General features: G+C 49.3%; 10 protein-coding genes. All 10 read left to right on the top strand.

Annotated features, from left to right (window positions below):
* Positions 1 to 77: 77 nt before the first annotated feature.
* The 10 genes from MHI32_RS23595 to floA all read left to right on the top strand — a co-directional run bounded on the left by MHI32_RS23595 (position 78) and on the right by floA (position 18,538).
* On the top strand, positions 78 to 1,502 hold the full coding sequence (locus MHI32_RS23595; RefSeq protein WP_340011041.1) for a class I SAM-dependent rRNA methyltransferase: 1,425 nt from the start codon (positions 78 to 80) through the stop codon (positions 1,500 to 1,502).
* A gap of 787 nt (positions 1,503 to 2,289) precedes the next feature.
* The gene (gene addB / locus MHI32_RS23590; RefSeq protein ID WP_340011040.1) at positions 2,290 to 5,802 is read left to right on the top strand and encodes a helicase-exonuclease AddAB subunit AddB; all 3,513 of its coding nucleotides are present in this window, start codon (positions 2,290 to 2,292) and stop codon (positions 5,800 to 5,802) included.
* Positions 5,803 to 5,804: 2 nt separating this feature from the next.
* Positions 5,805 to 9,848 (top strand): helicase-exonuclease AddAB subunit AddA, encoded by a 4,044-nt coding sequence (addA, locus tag MHI32_RS23585; RefSeq protein ID WP_340012760.1) that lies wholly within the window; start codon positions 5,805 to 5,807, stop codon positions 9,846 to 9,848.
* Between the two features lie 40 nt (positions 9,849 to 9,888).
* Positions 9,889 to 11,070: an exonuclease SbcCD subunit D gene (locus MHI32_RS23580; protein ID WP_340011038.1), complete on the top strand. Its 1,182-nt coding sequence runs from the start codon at positions 9,889 to 9,891 to the stop codon at positions 11,068 to 11,070.
* 1 nt (position 11,071) lies between these two features.
* A complete protein-coding gene (locus tag MHI32_RS23575; protein WP_340011036.1) occupies positions 11,072 to 14,488 on the top strand; it encodes an AAA family ATPase in 3,417 nt (1,138 codons plus the stop codon).
* Between the two features lie 354 nt (positions 14,489 to 14,842).
* The gene (locus MHI32_RS23570; RefSeq protein ID WP_036683863.1) at positions 14,843 to 15,202 is read left to right on the top strand and encodes a histidine triad nucleotide-binding protein; all 360 of its coding nucleotides are present in this window, start codon (positions 14,843 to 14,845) and stop codon (positions 15,200 to 15,202) included.
* A 139-nt stretch (positions 15,203 to 15,341) separates the two neighbouring features.
* Positions 15,342 to 15,515, top strand: a complete 174-nt coding sequence (rpsU, locus tag MHI32_RS23565) for a 30S ribosomal protein S21 (RefSeq protein WP_036657994.1) — start codon at positions 15,342 to 15,344, stop codon at positions 15,513 to 15,515.
* A 15-nt stretch (positions 15,516 to 15,530) separates the two neighbouring features.
* Complete coding sequence (locus tag MHI32_RS23560) at positions 15,531 to 15,974, top strand: GatB/YqeY domain-containing protein (RefSeq protein ID WP_036683862.1); 444 nt, start codon at positions 15,531 to 15,533, stop codon at positions 15,972 to 15,974.
* 118 nt (positions 15,975 to 16,092) lie between these two features.
* Complete coding sequence (locus tag MHI32_RS23555; protein ID WP_076185264.1) at positions 16,093 to 17,478, top strand: NfeD family protein; 1,386 nt, start codon at positions 16,093 to 16,095, stop codon at positions 17,476 to 17,478.
* A 55-nt stretch (positions 17,479 to 17,533) separates the two neighbouring features.
* Positions 17,534 to 18,538 (top strand): flotillin-like protein FloA, encoded by a 1,005-nt coding sequence (gene floA, locus MHI32_RS23550; protein ID WP_036683849.1) that lies wholly within the window; start codon positions 17,534 to 17,536, stop codon positions 18,536 to 18,538.
* Positions 18,539 to 18,553 lie beyond the last annotated feature (15 nt).

The following is an 18,553-nucleotide window of genomic DNA, read 5'->3' as shown; positions in this document are numbered from 1 at the left end:
GGTTGTACACCAATATATGAATGTATTGCATGGGACATGTATAAAAACATTTTTAGAAAAACAGGGAGTTGAAGTCATTGCCATCGGTTATTTTAGAACGCAATCGCAAAAAAAGACTGGAACAGGGCCATCCATGGGTCTATGCAGGTGAAGTCGCATCGGTAGAAGGAAATCCGGAAGCGGGGGGTTTAGTAGATGTCCTTAATCATCAGGGCCGATTTTTGGCCGTGGGATATTACAATCCAGCGTCACAAATTCGGGTAAGAATTGTATCGCAGGGACCCCTTGCGATCATGGATACAGCCTTTTTTGCAGAACGGTTTGCGAATTGTCTGCAACACAGAAACCGGTTCCTTCCGGGTGCGGATGCTTATCGCTTGGTTTATGGTGAAGCGGACTTTTTGCCGGGGCTTATTGTAGATCGATTCGGAGATATTTTGGTTGTGCAGCTGCTTACCCTCGGAATGGACAAGCGGCGTGCAGAAATCGTCGAAGCATTGGTGCAGGTTATGGCACCGCGCGGAATCTATGAGCGCAGTGATGTTAGTGTGCGCGAGCTTGAAGGTATGGAGCAGACAACGGGTGTGCTGTACGGGGAATGTCCAAGGCATGTAACCGTGAGCGAGAATGGCCTGAAGCTGGTCGTTGATATTGAAGAGGGCCAGAAGACAGGTTACTTCTTTGACCAACGTGAGAATAGAGCTTCCATTGCTCCGCTCATGAAAGGCTGGGGAGGACGAAGCGGCATTACGCTACAGGAAATTGAAACTGAGGATGGTTCACTACAGACCTTACCAGTTAATAAGAGCGGCAAACATGTAACGTTCCCTTATTGGGACGGTGCGACAGTGCTGGAATGCTTCTCGCATACGGGCAGCTTCACGCTGCATGCCTGCAAGTATGGCGCGAAAAAAGTAACCTGCCTTGACGTTTCAGCACACGCCATTGAGAGTGCCAAAGTGAATGTGGAGCTGAACGGCTTTAGCGATCGTGTTGAATTCGTAGTGGATGATGCTTTTGCATATCTACGGAATCAGGTTAAAGGACTAGAGGAACGTTCTGAACGGGCGACAGTTGCCAGTGGAACAGATACGGCAGCAGCTGCTGCAAATCCTAAATCCGGAGGCAAAACAGCCAAAACCGACACATCCAAGCCGATGACGGCAGGTGGAGGAAGAACTTGGGATGTAGTCATCCTAGACCCTCCGGCGTTTGCCAAAACCAAAAGTGCAGTAGCTGGCGCTTGCCGTGGTTACAAGGATATCAATCTGCACGGGATGAAGCTGGTGAACGAAGGCGGCTATTTGGTTACCGCAAGCTGTTCTTACCATATGCAGCCAGATCTGTTCCTCGAAACGATTGCCGATGCTGCTAAAGATGCTGGCAAGGTGTTGAGACTTGTAGAATGGCGGGCCGCAGGCAAAGACCACCCACAAATACTTGGCGTTAACGAAGGACACTATCTGAAGTTTGCGATTTTTGAAGTGCGGAGTAAAAAATAAGCCTGAAGGTCAAAAAAGGTTTACAGTGCCAAGTAACAAATAAGATAAAAGGGCTGGTCGTAGGGTGGCCGTGAGTCGGCTGTAAGGCAAGGAGTTGCCAACGGACTCAGATGACTCTATTTAGTGTAAACAGCCCATTATTGAATTCTTACGGACCCTAAAGGCGCTATTGCCCCAATAACATCCGTAATGCAGCACATTTTCGAAGAATAGCGTCAGTGGGGTCCGAAAAGTTGCCATAACAGCACTGAATCCACGAATAACGGCTTCTGGGTCCCTAAGTAATTAATGAAACAAGCCTAGCCGAAATGTTGAGTGTTAAATTCGGAATACTAAATAGTAAACAACGAATGATGCTTATTGAATTATGATATGCGGAATGCGGATTACAAAACGATCGGCGTAGAGTGCTAATGTTGAGTGCGGGGTGTTGAGTATTGAACGCTGAACGCTGAACGCTGAACGCCAACAGTCTAACATTGACCCTACGCTCCGACATTGGCAGCTCCTATCTAACGTTGCACAACTGGCATTAAAAGCAAACTAAACACTCTAAAAAGCAAGCCGCCAAAATCCGGAGGTTTGCTTTTTTTATTTGTACTCATAGCTGTTTATCCTTTGTAAAACATTAGAAAATACTAGCAAACACATGTTCCGATTAGTGTGGTTATGATATACTGAGGGGACGAGGAATCACTGAACTTTTTTAATTGGAGTGTAATCAACGGGTGGATATTTCACCCTGTATTCTATATATTTTCTCCGCTACGGAAGGAGTCTATCATTTATGCCGGTAACCTTTTTACTAGGCCGCTCGGGCAGTGGCAAGACAACAAAAATATGGGAATCTATCTCTTCTTCCTTAGAAAAGGAACCGCTTGGTGCGCCGATTATTATTCTTGTGCCAGAGCAAGGTTCTTTTGGAGCAGAACGGGGGCTTCTGACCGTAGGGAATGTGAAGGGAAGCCTTCGGGCGCAGACACTGAGTTTTTCGCGGCTTGCCTATCGTGTGAAGCAGGAAACTGGTGGCAGTGCAAGTCTGCCAATCAGTGAAGAAGGTAAGAAAATGTTAATTTACAAAATCATCAGTCGCCGCAAAGAGGAACTGAAATTATTCGGTGCCTCAGCAGACAGACCGGGTTTTGTGGAACGTCTGAACCAACTGCACACGGAGATGAAACGTTGCTGTTTGGGTTCCACTGATTTAGAGGAACAGCTGTCCGCTATGCGAGGAGCTATTGCAAGAAGTCCTATTCTTGAGGGTAAGCTGGATGATTTGCAGCTGGTATTTAGGGATTTAGAGAAGGAAATGTCCCGTCTTTATATCGATGAAGAGGATCGTTTAGCAGAACTGGCTGAGCATATTCCAGATTCCTCCTACATTCGCGGGGCAGAGATTTGGGTAGATGGGTTCCATGGATTTACTCCGCAGGAATTCGTAGTGCTTCGAGAATTGATGCAGCAAGCTTCGAAGCTGACGGTTTCGCTTACAATTGATCGTCCTTACCCCTATGGAGATCAGTTGAATGAGCTTGAATTGTTTCACCCAACTGCGGTTACTTACATTAAACTGCGAGGAATTGCTGAAGAGCTGGGCATTGATGTATGGGACGAGCTGCTGGAGCTAACGGTTCTTCCGCGTTTTGAGGAAAGTCCAGTACTTGCTCACCTTGAACGGGGATATGATCGCCGGAAGGCTTGGATAGGTGCGGATGAACTGGCAAGAGAGGCTATATCCATAGGCGCCGCAGTTTCGCACAGAGCAGAGGTTGAGGGAGCCCTGCGCGAAATGACTAGACTGGCGCGGGATGAAGGTGCAAAATATGGCGAAATGGCCGTATTGATGCGCAATATTGGCGATTACGAGCAGCTGGTTCAGCCGTTGTTCCAAGATTATGGAGTGCCATTTTTTCTGGACCAGAAGGTGAATGAGCTGCATCATCCGCTAGTGGAGTTTATACGTTCCGCATTGGATGTAGTGCGTCGTCGCTGGCGTTATGAGGATGTATTCCGTTGCGTAAAGACGGAGCTTCTGCTTCCGCTAGACGGTAGTATTACGCGTGATGATATGGATGCTTTAGAAAACTATGTGCTGGCTTGTGGGATTCAGGGGTACCGCTGGACAGATGGCCGCTCCTGGAAAGGTATTCCTAGCTTGTCGCTGGAAGGCGGCAGACAGATGGATGATGAACTGCTTGCTACTATGGAACGATGCCGTGCTAGTATAACAGGTCCATTATTTGCTTTTGAGAAAAGAATCCAGAAAAGTCGTAGCGGTCTTGAACTTTGTACGGCATTGTACAAGCTGCTTGAAGAGACGGATGTTGCGCGAAAGCTGGAGAAACTCAGTGTTAAGTCTATGGAGAAGGGCCAACCCGAGAAGGCTAGGGAACATAGCCAGTTGTGGGGTGCGGTACTTGATCTGTTAGATCAGATAGTAGAAATGATGGGCAATGAAAGACTTGAGTTTGAAGTGTTCACTGGAGTTCTAGAGACAGGTCTTGCTGAACTTAAAATGGGACTAGTTCCGCCCGCACTGGATCAAGTATTGGTCGGCAATATGGATCGGACTCGCCCAACGGGGGTTAAATACGCTTTTTTGCTTGGATTTAATGAAGGTGTTGTGCCTGCGCAGTTTAAGGAAGATGGAATTCTCTCGGAAGGTGAACGCTCCGTACTAGAGAATGCTGGAATGGAGCTTGCTCCCGGCGCTTCTCGTAAACTGCTGGACGAGCGGTTTCTGATCTATAATGCACTAACGACAGGAAGCCGAAAGCTCTGGATTAGCTACGCTACAGCGGATGATGAGGGCAAAGCTCTCCTTCCCTCTGAGGTTATCCGGCATTTGCATAGAATGTTCCCAAGGGTTCAAGAGCACAGCTTGTCAGCACTTCCCCCTTCGGGACTACCTATAGAAGTCGAAAATCCTATCCATCTCGGTTTCATTGGTCAACCAGAACAGAGTCTTCGCGCATTGATTATGCAGCTGCGGCAGTGGCGCCAAGGAACAGAAATTCCGGAGCTATGGTGGGATGTGTATAACTGGTTTACTAAGAACGAAGATCGTAAATTTCAACTGGAACGTTTGCTAAGTTCACTGTTCTATCGTAATGAGGGAACGAAGCTAAAGCGTGGCACAAGCCTCAGATTGTATGGTGGCTCAACACTGCGGGGCAGTGTGTCCCGGATGGAGAAATTTGTTGCGTGCTCATTTTCCCATTTTGCGTCCTACGGACTAAGACTGAAAGAGCGCCAGTTATATAAGCTGCAAGCACCTGATATTGGACAGCTGTTCCATGCTGCGCTAAGTGATATGGCGATAAGACTGAAACAAGAGGGACGGGGCTGGGGCAGCTTGTCTCCGGATGAATGTCGGCGTGAGGCCAGTGAGACAGTAGAACGGCTATCTCCGATGTTGCAGGGTGAAATTCTAATGAGCTCCAAACGTTACGGGTACATCTCCCGTAAGCTTAAGAATATTGTTGGACGTGCTTCTGTGATTCTGGGCGAGCACGCCCGCCGGGGCAGCTTTGAGCCAGTAGGGCTGGAGCTGGATTTTGGACCGGATAAGGAGTTGCCGCCTTTAAGAATTACGCTGCCGAATGGCTGTGTGATGGAGGTCGTTGGCCGGATTGACCGTGTAGACATAGCTCGTGGAGAGAACGGTATTCTTCTGCGGGTAATTGATTATAAATCGAGCCAAAAGGATCTCAAGCTGCATGAGGTGTATTATGGATTGTCGCTGCAAATGCTGACTTATTTGGATGTGCTGCTGACATATTCGGAGCAATGGCTGGGGCAGCCGGCACTTCCAGCAGGCACACTTTATTTCCATGTGCATGATCCGTTGTTAACTTCATCCAACGGGATGAACAAGGAACAGGCTGAGCAAGAGCTGTTGAAACGCTTCAAGATGAAAGGACTGCTTACAGCAGATCGTGAGGTTGTCTCCCTAATGGATACCACTTTAGACAAAGGGTATTCTTCTATCGTGCCTGTAGCAGTAAAAGCTGACGGCAGCTTTTATAGCAGTGCTTCAGTAGCTACACCAGAGCAGTGGAGCCATCTATTATCCTCCGTTAGAGGGACGATCTCGGATATCGGGACACGGATTACAGAGGGTGATGTGGCGATTGAGCCGTACCGAATTGGGCAGGAGACTGCCTGCACATTCTGTTCCTTTAGGCCTGTCTGCCAGTTCGATGAAGCTGTGGAAGGTAACAGCTATAACAATCTGGGTAAGCCAGGGAAGGACGTTATATGGGATCTGCTGTCCCGCAAAGGAGGAACTACACCTTGAGTATGAAGGCTGAAATAGAAGCGAAACCGGAAGGAAGTATATGGAGTGATGACCAGTGGCGCGCCATTGCGGAGAGCGGTGATGACATCCTCGTTGCTGCGGCAGCAGGTTCCGGCAAGACGGCGGTGCTGGTAGAACGGATTATTCGAAAGATCAGTAAGGAAGAGAACGGCTTCAGTGTAGACAGGCTACTAGTAGCCACGTTTACCAAAGCTGCGGCTGCCGAAATGCGGCAGCGGATCAGGGAAGCCCTTGATCGGGAGCTGGAGGAGAACGGGGAGAACAACCATTTGCGCCGTCAGCTATCCCTGCTGGGCAAAGCTTCGATTACAACGTTGCACTCCTTCTGTCTGGAAGTGATCCGGCGTTATTATCAAATGATTCCGATTGATCCGGGTTTCCGCATATTAAATGAGCATGAAGCGGAGATGATGCGGCAGGAGCTGCTCGAAGAGTTGCTGGAGGAAAAGTACGGTGAGGTAGGTGCGGATGGCGAGGATAGCATATTTGTGCAGCTCGCTGATTGGTTCAGTGGTGAACGCAGTGATGATGCAGTGCATGCGCTCATACAGCGATTGCATGATTACGCCCGCAGCCATCCTTGGCCAGCGCAATGGCTCCGTGATACTGCAGCTGATTTCTCATTGCCAGACACCGAAAGTCTGGGTGGAACGCCATGGGTGCTGAGCATTCTTGAAGAAGCGAAGCTGACACTTGCGGGTGCAGCCAGTCAGCTGATGCAAGGCCGGGAGATTGCACTACAACCGGGTGGTCCGGCACCCTATGCTGAGAATTTAACCACTGATCTTGAGATGGTAAATGCACTGCAGGATGCCGTTAACGAACGACCTTGGGCAGAATTATATGATATTTTTATGGAAGTATATTTTGGAAAATTAAAGGCTTGTAAGAAGGATTCGACAGATCCTGGACTGCAGGAGATGGTGAAGGAACTGCGCGACAGTGTGAAGAAGAGTATTTTAGATCTTCAGAAAGCATTGTTTGGCCGTCCGCCTGAGGTTTTTTTGAAAGAGCTGAACGAAGCGGCTCCACTGATGGCAGAGCTTGCAGAGACAGTGATAGCATTCGGTGAACGTTATAGAATTGAAAAAGCAGGAAGAGGTCTAGTCGACTTCAGTGATTTGGAGCATTATTGTCTGCAAATTCTACGCCATCCGGACTCTACGCCCGGTCATTCCCTGCCTTCTGATGCAGCTATGGAATACCGTGCTCAATTCGATGAGGTTCTGCTGGATGAGTATCAGGATACGAATAGTGTGCAAGAGGAGATTGTGCGGCTAATATCCCGTGAAACACCCGGTAACCGGTTTATGGTCGGAGATATGAAGCAAAGTATCTATCGATTCCGTCTGGCGGAGCCGGGGCTATTCCTGGATAAATACCGCAGCTTTGGCTCACACCCAATCGATGATCCATCTGAAATTACTAATGAATCGTCTAGCGGTTCGGTTATCGATCTGGCCCGTAATTTTCGCAGTCGCATGGAGGTTGTGAATGCCGTTAATATGATCTTCCGGCAGATTATGAATGAGACGGTAGCGGAGATTAATTATGACGAACGCGCTGAGCTTGTTTACGGAGCGAATTTCCCAGGTGCAGCAGAGAAGGGCCCTGATACCTTTTTTGCACCGGAGTTATTATTGATAGATCGTGGTTCAACAGCAGGGAAGTCAGAAGAGACTTCTGAAGACGGTGAGGCGCCACTTCAGGAGAGTGAAGCCATTGAGAGCGAGACGGCGCAGCTGGAAGCACGGGCAATTGCCCGGCGTATTTCACAAATGACGGGGATGACCGGTGGATCGCCGCTGCTTATCTACGATAAGGGACTCAAGATTATGCGCCCGGTTATTTACGGTGATATCGTAATCCTGCTTCGCTCGGCAAGAATCTGGACCCCTCTAATCATCGAAGAGCTTCGGATGGAAGGAATCCCTGCTTATGGTGATCTGAATAAAGGTTATTTTGAAGCTACAGAAGTGGAAATTGCACTCTCCCTCTTAAAAATAGTTGATAATCCTCAGCAGGACATTCCGCTGGCTGGCGTACTTCGTTCACCTGTGGTCGGATTAACGGAAGAAGAATTGGCTACGGTGCGTATGTGTAGTCAGGGTCCTTATTTTCAAGCAGTACAGATGGCGGTGGATATGCAATATGCAAAAGAGGCTGAAGAAGAGTATGACCTCTTCTCGGCTCATGTGATTGAATCCGCAAGCACCGTCGAGAATAATGTTTTACCTGATAAAGATCTGCCGCAGATCAGTCCAGAACTGAAGCGCAAGCTTAGACATTTCCTAGAACAGCTGGAAAGCTGGAGAAATGCGGCTAGACAAGGTAGTCTCAGTGAGCTGATCTGGCGTATCTATGGGGAGAGCGGCTATCTGGAATGGGTTGGAGGACTGCCTGGAGGCTCGCAGCGCCAGAACAATCTTAAAGCTTTGTATGATCGGGCTGTGCAATTTGAGAATGACACCGCAGCGCGTGGATTGTTCCGTTTTCTGGTGTTCATTTCACGGCTTCGTGAGAACGGCGGAGATCTGGGTGTAGCTGGCGGTGGCGGTGAAGAAGGCAATGGCGTCAGAATCATGACCATCCATAAATCCAAAGGGCTGGAGTTCCCTGTTGTTTTTGTAGCCGGGATGGCAAAACAGTTCAATCGACAAGATTTGCATTCGCCATTTCTTATGCACAAAGAGCTTGGCTTTGGGCCGCGTTTTGTGGAACGGGAAACGCGAGTTAGCTACCCAACACTTCCTTATCTGGCTATTAACCGGCGTACACGGCTTGAATTATTAGCGGAGGAGATGCGTGTATTATATGTAGCGTTAACTCGTCCGAGAGATAAAATGATTCTAGTAGGCACTGTAAGAGATTTGCCGCGCAAAATCGCTAGCTGGAGCAGCGTACAGAACCGGGATGAGCTGCTGCTTGCAGATCATCTGCTGGCCCGAGGGCGCAGCTATTTGGACTGGGTTGGACCGGCATTGATCCGGCACCCTGCGGCGGCGATTCTTCGTAAGCTGGGCGGTTCAGAAGGTACCGTCTCCACGGTGCTGCACAACGATGTCTCCAACTGGAGCATCAGTGTGCAAAATGCTTCCGAACTTAATTCTGGGGCGTTCCTGCCAACGGATCAGACTGAGGAGAAGGTAGAGGAACGGCAAGCTGTACTCGAAGCACTGCATAAGGGTGAAGCTGTAAATATATATGAAACAGAGACTAGCGATGAAATTGCTAGAAGACTGGAATGGAATTATCCGTATGCGGCAGCCTCAGGTATTCCGGCTAAAACTTCTGTTACGGAGTTAAAAGCGTTGTTGTCGTTGCAGGAGCAGCCCTCTTTTGATCTGCTGGAAGAAGGCAATTCTACAACCTCAATAGAAACCGATAAACGTCCAAGTGTTGCAGGTGCGGACAGTCTTCATTTGCGGCGTCCGAAATTTATGGAAAAACGCAGTCTAACCCCAGCGGAACGCGGGACAGCATACCATACAGTCATGCAGCATATTCCGCTGGAGGGTTCAGTTGATCCTAGGGTTGTGGAAGAAACCTTAGCCCGACTCCAGAGAGTGGCTATTCTAACTGCTGAGCAGGTGGAGGCTGTAGCTCCCGATCAGATAGAAGCTTTTTATACTAATGAACTGGGACGTAGATTAATAGCTTCTTCTTGGAAGCTTAGAGAAATGCCGTTCAGTTATATGGTTCCCGCAGGTGAGGCTTATCGAGGGCTCGATTATATGAATGAGGCCGTCTCGGAGCTTTCCCCTGAGAACAATAAGGAAGGCTTTAGTGAGGCTGTGCTAATTCAAGGGGTCATTGACTGCCTGTTCCGTGAAGAGGACCGGATTATTCTGCTAGACTATAAGACGGACTCTGTATTAGAACATCAGGGCGGCTTAGAGGCACTTAAGGAAAAATATCGTTTTCAGCTAGAGTTATACAGCAAGGCATTACATGATATTTTGGGAGAACCGATCGGCGAGATTTGGCTGTACTTTTTTGACGGCGATCATGCTGTGAAATTATAAATTATTCATTGCCGCATAGGAGCGGGGAAAGAGGACGAAGATGCGGATATTGCATACGGGGGATTGGCACTTGGGCCGTACGCTGGAGGGAAGAAGCCGCCAGAAGGAGCAAGAGCAGTTCATAGATGAATTGGTGGAGATCGCCGATTTTCATAAGGCGGATTTGATTATGATGGCGGGAGATGTGTACGATTCCGTTAATCCGCCAGCGGCTTCGGAGCAATTATTCTATGAGGCTGCTGCCAGGCTGACTTCAGGGGGCAGGCCCCTTGTGGTGATTGCCGGCAATCATGACCAACCGGAGCGCGTATCTTCAGTCTCCCCGCTTGTATTAAGGCAGGGGATTACCTTGGTAGGACTTCCAACCTCAGAGCCAGTGACAGTTCATGCTGCGCGGACAGGTGAGATTGCCAAAATCGCAGCCCTTCCCTATCCCTCTGAGGCACGTCTCGGTGAGTTGCTTGCTGGGGACAGCGGGGAAGAGGAGCTTCGACTAGCTTACAGCGCACGGGTAGGCAAACTTATGCAACTGTTGGGACGGGAATTTACGCCACAAACCGTGAATTTGGCGATGAGCCATATTTATGTGCTTGGAGGTGTAGAGAGTGATTCGGAACGCCCGATTCAGGTGGGCGGGGCTTACACTGTAGACCCTTCTGCTTTATCCTGTGGAGCGCAATATACTGCACTAGGCCATCTTCATCGCGCTCAGCGTGTAAAAGGGGAAGGGATGATCCGTTATAGCGGATCCCCGCTGGCATATAGCTTTTCGGAAGCAGGACAAGCCAAGTCGGTGACGCTGATTGATGTTGCGCCGGGCGGTGAGCCGACCTTCGAAGAAATCTATCTTCGCTGTGGGCGTCCACTTGTAAGATGGAGCTCTACGGGGGGATTGCAAGAGGTATATAACTGGTTGGATGAATGTAGAGATGCTACCGCTTTTATAGATTTGGAGATTCGGCTCAGTGAAGCTATGTCGATGAATGATATTCAGCGCCTGCGTAAATCACGTGAGGGGATCATTCATATTCGTCCGATTTATCCGCAAATGGAGCTGGAGCTCGAACAAATTTCCCGTTCACGTATGCCTGTACAAGAATTGTTCCGTAAATTCTATCAGCGCCAGACGGGCGGGGCGGAGCCGGAGGATCGTTTGATTGAGCTGTTCTTACAGCTAACCGAAGAAGAACGGCAGCAGCCGGAGGAAGGAGAGGAGAACTAAGGTGAAGCCTATTTTATTAAAAGTGGCAGGATTGCAGAGTTATAGAGAAATGCAGGAAATAGATTTTGAAAGTCTGTGTGAGACCGGGCTGTTTGGGATTTTTGGACCTACGGGCAGCGGCAAGTCCAGTTTGCTGGATGCTATTACTTTGGCAATGTACGGCAAAGTGGAGCGCGCCGTTAATGGAACACAGGGGATTATGAATCACTCTGAGGATTCACTCAGCGTGGCGTTTACCTTTGAGCTCACTTCTTCCGCTGGGGCACATCGTTATCGCGTTGAACGTAAGTTCAAGCGGACAGGTGAGCAAACAGTTAGTAACACCATTAGCCGTTTCATTGAAGTTACACCTGACGGGGATAACGTTATGGCGGATAAACTCGCAGATGTTACACGTTGTGTGGAAGAGCATATTGGGCTCAAAATGGATGACTTCACGCGAGCAGTTGTATTGCCGCAGGGGAAATTCGCCGAATTCTTATCGCTTCGGGGCGTAGACCGCCGACAAATGCTGCAGCGCCTGTTCCATTTGGAACAGTATGGCGATCAGCTTGCGTTGAAGCTTAGCCGACGGGTGAAGGAGAATGAGGCTGCGCTCCGCGCATTCGAAGCGGAGCAGCAGGGGCTTGGCAGCGCAGGCAAAGAGGATGTAAAGGCAGCGGCGGAGCGCCTCGAACAAGCAGCCCAGCATGCTGCGGAATGCCGCCGCAAGCTGGAGGCGGCGCTGCAGGTCGCGGAGCGTTTCACGCGCATTCGCGAGCTGCAAGAGGAACGGACCCGCCGCGAATTGCAGCGGCAGGGACTGCTCTCCAAGGAGGAGGAGATTCTCCTCCTTGAACGGAAGCTCGGCCAAGCTGACGAGGCCGAGGCTAGGCTTCCCGCGCTGAAAGCATGGCGAAGCGCGGAAGACGCCTTCAAGAGCCGATTGACCCGCGCGGAGGGTCAAGAGGTGCTGGCCGCCGCTGCCGAGCAGGAGGCGGCGCATGCCGCTGCGGCCGCGGCTGCTGCGCAGGCCGCGCTTGCGGCGGAAGAGCCGGCCCTCCGGCAAGGGGCCGACACCTACCGCCGCGCGCTCGAGCTCGAGTCCGAGCTCGGCGCCCTGCGGCGCGAACTCGCGGCTCTGCGCGAGCGCCGCGAAGAGGCCTCCCGCAAGCTGACGGAGCTGCGGGAGGGCATGGCCCGGGAGCGTGAGCTTTTGGCCAAGGGCCAAAAGCGCCAGCAAGAGCTGCAGCAGAGCTTGCAGCCGCTCGGTGTCCGCTCCCAGGAGCGGCAGTCTCTGCAAGAAGCGATGCAGAGACTGCAAGGGCTGCACTCCGCCGAATCCCAGTGGGATAAGGCGGAGAAGGAGCGCCGCGAGCGTGCCGCTGCACTCGCGGCTGCGCAGGCGCGCCTCGCGGAGGCCGAGGGCCGTCGCGAGCAGCAGGAAGCTTCTCGCGGGCAGCTGATCCGCGAGGCGGCGATGCATCAAGAGAAGCTGCTGGCGACAGAAGAAGCTGCGTGCACCGCAGCAGAAAGTCTGGAGCAACATATCAGTTCTTTGGAAGCGGCCCTCAAGGGGCATGAGTTGCACAGACTGTCGCTTGGATTGGCTAAAGAATTGGAAGCAGGACAACCTTGCCCTGTATGTGGCAGCGAACACCACCCGGCCCCTGCTGTATTGCAGGATAACTTAGAGCAACAGGAACTGGAGATAAAGCTTCAACAGGCTCGGGTGTTGTCCAGACGTGCTTTGGAAGCACGCCATATGTTCCGTGGTCTGCGGGAGCAGGACCTGGTTTGGCTGGAGCAGGTGTTTGGTGATGGAGCTTTTGATACGGTAAATCATCCTGCAGCGGCAGGCTCAGAAGTCAGCACTGCCGAGGTTTCCTCTACCGATAAGTCCATTCCAGATGAAAAGGCTTTGGCAGAACTTGATGCTGCATTTTTAGCATTAAAAAGCCAGTCTGGAGAACTGCGCCGTACAGCGATACAGTGGCAGCAATCAATGCAGGAAGTTCAGCAGCTATGCCTCAAAGAAGCAGCGGGTGCCGAAGGTGAGCGAAGCTGGGTAGAAGGCCTAACCGCCAAAGCCGAGGAACTGAGTGGCCAACTAGCCGCATTGCGGCAGAACTGGGTACAGCAGTTCCCTGATTTGGCACCGGAAGAGGTAGAAAAAGCTTATCGTGAGCTGTTAGCCAAGGATGCTCAAGCTGAGGAAATTAGATCCCGACTGGAAATCAGTGTCAAGTTTCTGGATGAGAAAAGCGCTTCGGTGCAGAATCTTCAGGAGACCATCACCGGACTCGATAAAGAGCTTACTCAGTGGAATACACAGATGGAAGGCAAAGAAGAATTGCAGCGTGAAAAAGAACGGCGTCTTTTAGAGTGGACTAATGGCCGCGCTGCTGCCCCTCTTCTAGCAGAGTGTGAGCGTCGTCTGCAGGAATTGTTAGCAGCTGTGGAGACCAGCCAACGATTACATCTCACGGCAGCGGAAAAAGCGCAGCATGAGATCAAGGAGGCAGCGATTACCCGCCAGGCTGCAGAATCTGCTCGAGAGCATTATGTGACTTCAAGCCATCTGTGGGAGCAAAGCTTAACCTCTTCACCTTTTAGTTCCGCCGCTGAGGTTGAAGGAGCAGCTCTCGCACCTGAAGAGCGGGAAATTTCTTCTTCTCGGGTACGTGCCCATCGTGCGGAAGAAGCTGAAGTTTCATTGCAGCTGCGCAATATTGAAGAGAAGCTTGACGGAGCCAGCTTAAGTGAAGAGGAGTGGCAAGTTAGCCAGGAGAGCTTAAGCGTGTGTAAGTCAGAGGATGAAATGTCGCTGCAAGCAAGAGCGCGCGCAGAGCGAGATCTGGAGGATCTGCGGCATCGGCATATTCGCTGGATGGAGCTCGAAGCCCAGCGGCTAGAACATGCTTCTCTACAGGATCATTTGTCCAAATTGCAGACGGTTTTACGTGGAAATGCTTTTGTTGAGTATATTGCGGAGGAACAATTGATGCAGGTATGCCAGTCTGCTTCACAGCGGCTTCGTTTCCTGAGCAAACAGCGTTATGCGCTGGAGGTTGATTCGGGTGGTGGCTTTGTAATCCGTGATGATGGAAACGGTGGTGTAAGAAGACCGGTCTCCACGCTTTCCGGCGGAGAGACGTTCTTAACTTCCTTGTCACTTGCACTTGCACTTTCGGCACAGATTCAGCTGCGGGGGCAGTATCCATTGCAATTTTTCTTTTTGGACGAAGGCTTTGGTACGCTGGATCCGGAATTGCTCGATACGGTAATCACCTCACTGGAAAGACTGCATAACGACCAACTGTCTGTCGGCATTATCAGCCATGTTCCAGAGCTTCGGGCACGACTGCCACGCAAGCTGGTAGTAGTACCTGCTGAGCAGGGTGGAGGGGGATCTCGGATCCTTTTGGAAAAAATGTGAAGATCTACAATGTGTGTGATTCTTATCACAGATACAGTATCAACGCGCTGTTATAATACAGCTAAGCCGACATTACTTTAGAAACACCTCGGCGGACGTATGGCAGGGAATGAACTCCTTTTCATACGTCCGCCGCCGAATCAGCTTTATAAGCTGTGAAGGGTGTTTCTCTTTTTTTTGTCTTTTTTAGGCCTAACGGTGTTGATATATTTATTTAATGGTTCATTCTGTAACAGATACAGTTTAGGGCAGATTATGCTGAGTTTGCTTGCTGCTTTCGTAATTGATGATTATCCTGTATGATTATCTTATGATGAAGTGGAATTTCACCAATTTTTAGGAGGCAAGCACTCTATGGAGACCGTGTTTAGCAAAATTATTGAGGGTACTATTCCTTCCAAAAAAGTATTTGAGAATGAACGTATTCTTGCATTTTACGACATCGAGCCGGCTGCACCGGTACATGTGTTGATCATTCCCAAGAAGTTCATTGCTTCAATGAATGATGTTACACCTGAGGATCTTCCGCTAATTGCTGAAATCCACAGTGTAGCCCAACAGATCGCCAAAGACCTTGGAATTGCTGAGTCTGGTTATCGTTTAATCAATAATTGCGGACCTGATAGTGGACAAGCTGTGCCTCATCTTCATTATCACCTGCTGGGTGGAGCCAAGCTGGGTGCGCTCACTGGAAACTCAGCTTCGCACGCATAGCATAATCATTTAATGTTGAAGAACTTGCCAGAAAAAAGAATAGCACGAAGGTTGACACGTTATTTCCGTTTGACCTATAATGGAGTTTGATAAACCGTGTTATGCTCTTGGACGGTATGGTCGGAGGGAGGGGAAACCTGTGTCTGAAACGAAAGTTCGCAAAAACGAGACAATTGATGCTGCACTTCGTCGCTTTAAACGTTCCATCGCAAAAGATGGTGTCTTGGCTGAGGTGAAGAAACGCAAACATTACGAAAAGCCGAGCGTTAAGAAAAAGCTGAAGTCTGAGGCTGCTCGTAAGAGAAAGTTTTAGGAGGATTACCCACGCATGAATCTTAGCGAGAGATTGAACGAAGATATGAAGCAAGCGATGAAGAGTAAGGACAAGTTCACGCTCTCCACGATTCGAATGGTTCGTTCTACAATAAAGTATCTTGAAATAGATCTGAAGAGAACATTGGACGACAACGAAGTGCTTGATATCCTTAGTCGTGAAATCAAACAGCGCAAAGATGCCCTCCAAGAATTTGAATCAGCGGGTCGCGACGAGCTTGCCGCGAGTACAAAAGCAGAAATCGAGATTATTATTAAATATCTTCCCGAGCAACTTTCCGAAGAAGAAATTAAAGTAATTGTACAGCAGACCATCCAGGAAACCGGTGCTTCTTCGAAGAGCGAAATGGGGAAGGTCATGAGCGCACTGATGCCTAAGGTCAAAGGTCGCGCTGATGGTAAACTCGTGAACCAGGCGGTTCTGCAATTTCTGCAATAATATAGCACTAGCACCCCTTGCAAAAGGGGTGCTTTTCTATGTTATGAAACGTAAATCCAATTTCAGCGTATTAAAGGTTATGAGTTCTGGGTCAAGCTAAAGAAGGGAGGTAAAATCATTGAGAAGATTACGGAAAATACTGTTAGCTAGCATTCCTGTGGTCCTGCTGTTACTCCTCCTGACACCCTTTGCAACGAATGTAAGCGCTGACGGGACAGCCCCGAAAACACCGGGGGTTACGAACAGTGAGCTGAAAAAAGGTCCCGTGTTTATTATTCCGGTAGATCAAAAGATTGAACGGGGTTTGCAAAGCTTTTTGGAAAGAGGATTTGAAGAAGCCGCTAATTATGGAGCAGTCCTTATTCTACTAGAGGTCGATACACCTGGAGGGCTGGTGAAATCGGCAGAAGAGATTGGGACGATGGTAAGAGAGAGTGAAATACCAACAGCTGCCTATATTAAAGGTGATGCCGCTTCTGCAGGCAGTTACATAGCACTTAATGCAGGTGCAATAATCATGAAGCCGGGCAGTATGATCGGCTCCGCTTCCTTGGTAGACATGAATGGTCAAAAAGTCGATGATGCCAAAATGATATCCTACTGGAGATCTAAAATGATCGGCGCTGCTGCTCTGAATGATCGTGATCCAGACATTGCTGCTGGAATGGTGGATAGTAATTTGGTCGTGGATAAGCCAGAGCTTGGAGTGACTAAGACACAGGGAGAAATCATTGCCTTGTCTAGTGAAGAAGCTTTAAAAGCTGGTTACGCTGATCAAATTACAGATACCCCTGAAGAGGCAATTCAGTGGCTTGGATATACTACAGACGACATCTTTCGCGTAGAGCATACCGGTGCGGAAAAAATGTCGCAATTTCTGACCAATCCGATTATTATGACGATTCTGCTGTTCATTGGGATTACAGGCGTTGTCATTGAACTGATTGTTCCAGGCTTTGGTGCGCCAGGAATTATCGGGACGTTGGCTTTTGTGTTATATTTCTTCGGCAACTATGTTGCAGGATTCGCCGGAGCGGAAACTTGGCTCTTGTTTATCATTGGGCTTGTCATGCTTGTGCTGGAGCTCTTTGTGCCTAGCTTCGGAATATTGGGGCTCCTAGGTTCTGTCAGCCTTGTAGCAGGTGTTGTACGAGCTGCTTACAGCTATAAGCATGCACTGCTCAGTCTAGGTATCTCTTTCGTAGCTGCGACTATAGTTGTAGTAATTGTTGCGGTCATTTTTAAAGAACGAGGGATATGGAACAGATTTATTTTGAAGGAAAGCCTTACTAAAGATCAGGGATTTGTGCCTGTAGAAGAGAAGCTTAGCTTATTAGGCACTACAGGAACCAGTATTACTCCACTTCGTCCCTCAGGAACAGCTATGATAGGCGGCGAACGTGTGGATGTTGTTACGGAAGGTAGTTTTATTAGTGCTAATGCACCGGTCTCTGTTATTAAAGTAGAGGGCGGACGGATTGTTGTGAAAGAAATCAAGGAATAAGGTAAACACTGGAACCAATAATAGTTCTACAACAAATTTACGGAGGTTATATAGTATGGGTGAAGCATCTTTGATTCCTATTCTGTTCATCGCGGTAGTGGTGATTATTGTATTGAGCGTGTTTTTAAGTTTCTTCCCGGTTATGCTCTGGATTTCAGCATTAGCATCGGGCGTTAGAATCAGTATTATTACGCTGGTGGCGATGAGACTGCGTCGTGTAACCCCAAGTCGTATCGTTAACCCAATGATTAAAGCGACTAAGGCAGGTCTTGGACTGAACATTAATCAACTGGAGAGTCACTATCTCGCAGGTGGTAACGTAGACCGTGTTGTTAATGCGCTTATTGCAGCACAACGTGCAGATATTCCTTTGGAATTTACTCGCGCAGCAGCCATTGATCTTGCAGGACGTGATGTGCTGCAGGCTGTGCAAATGAGCGTTAACCCTCGTGTAATTGAGACACCGGTTGTTGCGGCTGTTGCTAAGAACGGGATTGAAGTTAAGGTAAAAGCGCGCGTAACTGTTCGTGCCAATATCGACCGCCTCGTGGGTGGTGCGGGTGAAGAAACGATTATTGCCCGTGTTGGTGAAGGGATTGTAACGACAGTAGGTTCGAGTGATTCCCATAAAGATGTCCTTGAGAACCCGGATTTGATTTCGCGGACGGTATTGTCCAAAGGGCTTGACTCAGGTACTGCTTTTGAGATCCTCTCCATTGATATTGCGGATATCGATGTAGGCAAGAACATCGGTGCTTATCTACAAACCGAGCAAGCAGAAGCAGATAAACGCATTGCCCAAGCCAAAGCGGAAGAACGCAGAGCGATGGCTGTCGCTCACGAGCAAGAGATGAAGGCGCGCGTAGTAGAGATGAAGGCGCTTGTTGTGGAAGCTGAATCTCAGGTGCCTATGGCAATGGCTGAGGCGCTCAGAAATGGCCAAATCGGCGTGATGGATTATATGAATATCAAAAACATCGAGGCAGATACCCAAATGCGGGGCTCTCTCGGCAAAATGAATGATCAGGACGATAATAACCGTCCTAACAATAATAAATAAAAGGGGATGTGAATC

It is taken from the genome of Paenibacillus sp. FSL H7-0690 (assembly GCF_037980415.1).
Lineage (GTDB): Bacteria > Bacillota > Bacilli > Paenibacillales > Paenibacillaceae > Paenibacillus_AQ > Paenibacillus_AQ odorifer.
This window is presented reverse-complemented; position numbering and strand designations above follow the sequence as displayed.